This is a genomic window from Bacteroides sp. CAG:189 (genome assembly GCF_000432295.1).
Classification (GTDB): Bacteria; Bacteroidota; Bacteroidia; order Bacteroidales; family Bacteroidaceae; genus Bacteroides; species Bacteroides salyersiae.
In genome coordinates, this window is the sequence record NZ_HF991029.1 from 1 (window position 1) to 3,440 (window position 3,440).

Here is a 3,440-nt window from a genome sequence, read left to right on the forward strand (position 1 = left end):
TCGATGTCTTTGATGCCGTTAGCGTTCAAAGCTTCGATGATACCTTTGATACGACGGTCTTGACTTTCAAATTTTACTTCTCTAATCATAATTTCTTTCCTCCTTATATTATTCGTGACGTGGATCAATATGTTTAACTGCTCCCTGTTCTGCTGTTACGCGTCCGTATGTGCCGGTTACTTTTTTCAAAGCTTCGTTAGCATCGGTTCCTTTTTTGATTTCGTCCATGAACTTACCCATGTGTACGAATTCGTATCCGCAGATCTCATCGTTTTTGTCCAAGAAGATGTTCTTGATATAGCCTTCTGCCATTTCAAGATAACGAGGACCTTTAGCTAAAGTACCGTACAGTGTACCTACTTGGCTACGCAGACCTTTACCTAAATCTTCCAGACCGGCACCGATGATCAGACCGCCTTCTGAGAAAGCCGACTGAGTACGTCCGTAAACAATCTGTAAGAAAAGTTCGCGCATAGCAGTGTTGATAGCGTCGCAAACAAGGTCGGTATTCAATGCTTCGAGGATTGTTTTACCCGGAAGAATTTCTGCAGCCATAGCAGCCGAGTGAGTCATACCCGAACATCCGATAGTTTCAACCAGAGCTTCCTGGATGACACCTTCTTTTACGTTCAGAGTAAGTTTACAAGCACCCTGCTGAGGAGCACACCAACCAACACCATGTGTCAGACCTGAAATATCAACGATTTCTTTTGATTTTACCCATTTTCCTTCTTCGGGTATGGGAGCCGGTCCGTGGTTAGGACCCTTCTTTACAACACACATGTGTTCCACTTCGTGTGAATAAGTCATAATTAGCTCTTTTTTAAGTAATATAATTAAAAATACGTAGTCACTATTCTCAAATTGCACGCAAAGGTACTCGTTTTATTGGTTTTTGCAAATCGGCTTTTATTACTTTTTTATGAAAAGAATAAAATAGGAGGGAGGGAGTTCGCTTATTGTAATGTGGAGATTACATTTTGGGATTGAACTATTCACCGGACAGTTTGTTCTTTGATAAAATTTATGATTATGGAGTTCGACCAAGTAGATATGCATTATTTGATAGCAGCCATTTGTGTGATAACGGGTGCTTTGATATTTTATACTATTGGAGTATGGGGAGAGCATGTGCAGGGAAAATTGAAATTCTGGCACATTCTCTTTTTTCTTTCCGGATTGGTGTGTGATGCAGTAGGAACGGGATTAATGAAGAGTATCGCGCATATGACCCATCTTCATGATGAAATACATACGGTGACCGGTGTGATTGCCATTTTACTGATGCTGATACATGCGATGTGGGCTATTTGGACTTATACGAGAGGTTCTCTTACTGCAAAAGCACATTTTAATCGTTTCAGTATTTTTGTGTGGTGTATTTGGCTTATACCTTATTTTATCGGGATGTATTTAGGGATGTCCCATCATTAAAAAAAAAGTCCTTTTGTTAAAGGACTTTGAAACTTTTTGTTTGTTGAGTGTCGGTTACTCTGATAATCACAGGTTGCAGGAGGGTGATTTCCTGTTTGGGGTTGTAGTTTGTTTGCGAACTCAGCAGTCGCCCCATCAAATCATAAACTTCAATAACGCTTTTACCCTCTAATCCTAAAATAACAATCTTATTACCTTCTTTATGTAGAGACAGATTTGAAGAAGTGCTCGTTTCTCCGATACCTGTAGGTGATCCTTTTAAACCGAAATCGTCTTTGCTCGGAGAAAACTCTGCGTTTTCATATCCGGCTTTCATCAGTTCGTCTACCAAGCTGTTGATATATAGTTCAAGATAACAATATCCGGTTTCTTCATCAATATCTTTGTATGTTTTACCTTGAGGCAGATATTTATTGGCCCATTCATCGGGAATTCCGTCATTGTTACTGTCTGTAGGTTTGCTTTCTGAGTTATAGGTGATATAACCTTCACAATTGGTCTGAGAGTCGATGAGTCCGTTAGTGCTTTTATTGGAACCTTCAAAAGTGTAACCGCCACTGCGTACATCAGACATGATACGAGTGTCTATCACGTCGCGTTTCAAGCTTGCTCCGACATAGGTTAACACTTTTTCGTATGTTTCTATTGCTGTATGGGTAGTAGTAGGGGCAGCTTCAAATTCTGTTACACTTTTGATGTTTTCAATACTCCCTCCGGGTAATGGGGCATTACCGGTATCCGGATGGATTCCAACCCAATTGTCTGCATTTGTTTTAGCGATATTGGCTTTAGATTTGCTACTCAGCTTAGAACAAGTGTCATCAAAATAATTTCCTGATACATAGAATTTTCCCCAAACACCAGCTTCGTTTACGTATTTCCCATCATCTGCGTTTGGTGAAAAAATGCGATAGGTGATACCTTCTTTAGTTGCAGTTGAAGGTCCTGGTTTATAATAGTTGTTGATAAAATTATAATTACCTCCTTCTCCGGCATATCCGCCATTAGTCGGTCCCCAATTATAAAATACATTATTGCGCAAATCGACCATTTCATCATCGGGTCTTCCTGTATAACGGCTTCCGCAAAGTCTGGGGGTACGACTTTTATGATGTGCTAATAAATTGTGATGAAAAGTAGCACCTTCACCTCCCCAGATGCCGCCATATCCGTGGCTACCTTTTCCATGTACGGAATTGGTTAGGCTTTCACTCAGGATACACCATTGCATTGTGAAATTTTTATTTCCGTAAAAAGAAGAGCATTCATCTGTACTCCAACTCATCGTACAATGGTCAATGATTACATTACTTTGATTGCGTCCCCACATAGCATCGTCTTCCGTTTGCTCTTCGTCTCCCATCCGGCAACGGATAAATCGGATAATAACATTGCTCGCTTTAATTACAACTGAGTAGTTTTTGATGCAGATGCCATCTCCTGGAGCTGTTTGGCCGGCAATTGTTATGTTTCCGTTTTTTATTTCAAGTGTACTTTTTAATGCAATAGTTCCGGATACATCGAATACGATAATACGGTTACCGCTTTTCAATCCTTCGCGAAGCGAGCCGGAACCGCTGTCGTTTAGATTCGTGACATGATATACACTACCGCCACGCCCTCCGGTGGTGGTATAACGAGCAAAGCCTTCTGCACCCGGGAAAGCTGGAGTTGTCTGGGCATGAAGATCGCTGATTAACGCTGCTACTATGATTAGTATCGAAAATAAAGTAATGATTCGTTTCATAAACTACTTGTCTATTTTATTTTTAGGCAAAGTTCGGGATTATCTTCTTTAGGTATGTGGATAAATTATTTTTCTATGTGTAACTATTGGCTTTTATGAATAGAATATATCAATATATGTAATGTGCTGTTACATATATTGTTAATAGGTATGTCATCTATTGATAGTTGATTTTACATTACTATTATATCTTTTTTTTTAGGTGTTTCTTAAGTATATAATTTAATTTGTTTGTGTGTGTAATAGGTAGGTGGTACCA

Annotated in this window: 3 protein-coding genes; 1 reads left to right on the plus strand and 2 read right to left on the minus strand. The window is 39.5% G+C overall.

All coding sequences use genetic code 11. The features are described from left to right. Positions 1-108 precede the first annotated feature (108 nt). On the minus strand, positions 109-810 hold the full coding sequence (locus tag QVP90_RS05255; protein ID WP_002561828.1) for an iron-sulfur cluster assembly scaffold protein: 702 nt from the start codon (positions 808-810) through the stop codon (positions 109-111). A 222-nt stretch (positions 811-1,032) separates the two neighbouring features. Between QVP90_RS05255 and QVP90_RS05260 the strand changes: the two genes are divergently transcribed. After that, on the plus strand, positions 1,033-1,434 hold the full coding sequence (locus QVP90_RS05260) for an HsmA family protein (protein WP_007480403.1): 402 nt from the start codon (positions 1,033-1,035) through the stop codon (positions 1,432-1,434). Positions 1,435-1,450: 16 nt separating this feature from the next. On the opposite strand, the gene QVP90_RS05265 is transcribed toward QVP90_RS05260, so the two are convergent. Next, on the minus strand, positions 1,451-3,181 hold the full coding sequence (locus tag QVP90_RS05265) for a hypothetical protein (RefSeq protein ID WP_021935847.1): 1,731 nt from the start codon (positions 3,179-3,181) through the stop codon (positions 1,451-1,453). Positions 3,182-3,440 lie beyond the last annotated feature (259 nt).